The 918-nt window shown below is 43.5% G+C and carries 1 protein-coding gene; it reads left to right on the forward strand.

What is annotated here, in order from left to right; all coding sequences use genetic code 11:
* Positions 1-107: 107 nt before the first annotated feature.
* On the forward strand, positions 108-918 hold an 811-nt coding region (locus WFH04_RS18050), incomplete at its 3' end, for a transposase (RefSeq protein WP_336825708.1).

Consider the following 918-nt stretch of genomic DNA (forward strand, 5'->3'; position numbering starts at 1 on the left):
TTCCGCGTATGGAAAGGTACAAATACCATCATAAGATTTTTGGTGAGCGCAACAGTTTTTCAAAAACCGATCACGATGCCACCTTCATGCGGATGAAAGAGGATCACATGAAAAACGGTCAACTGAAACCTGCTTATAACGTACAGATGGCAACGGAAAACCAATTCATCCTTTTTTACACAATCGCCCAACGTCCAACTGACACCCGCTGCTTCATCCCTCACTTGGAAAAGCTGGAAAAGTCCTCGCTACCAATACCTAAACGAGTCATTGCGGATGCAGGGTATGGCAGCGAAGAAAACTATCTGTATGCGGTTGGTGAAGAAAAGGAACCGCGTTTTGAATTTTTGATTCCTTACGGTACATATGTCAAAGAACAGACTCGCAAATACAAGAATGACATTCGAAACGCAAAGAACTGGACATACTTGGAACAAGACGATCTATTCATCTGCCCGAATGGACGGAAAGTCACTTTTAAGAGATACCAAAACAAGAAGAACGCTTCAGGATACGAACAAAGTTACAAGATTTATGAATGTGAGGACTGTTCGGATTGTCCATTGAAAGAATTATGCACGAAAGCGAAAGGCAATCGGCAAGTCCATTGGAACACGGTATTTGAAGAAATGAAGGCGAAAGCAAAGGAAGCCCTTGAATGTGAAGAGAACACAGGAATCTACGCTCGACGAAAAATCGAAGTAGAAAGCGTGTTCGGTCACATCAAGGGCAATCGGTCGTTCCGCAAATTCTCACTGCGGGGCATCGAAAAGGTGCATACGGAATTCGGAATTGTGGCATTGGCACACAATCTACTGAAAGTGGCCGGCATCCGCGAGCTACTTTCAGTATTGAATGAGAAAAATACAAGAACAGGTGGCGAAAAACGATTCGTTTTTCGCCACCTGTTCTATTTTA

Origin of the sequence: Sporosarcina sp. USHLN248 (assembly GCF_037144575.1) — a bacterium.
Classification (GTDB): Bacteria; Bacillota; Bacilli; order Bacillales_A; family Planococcaceae; genus Sporosarcina; species Sporosarcina contaminans.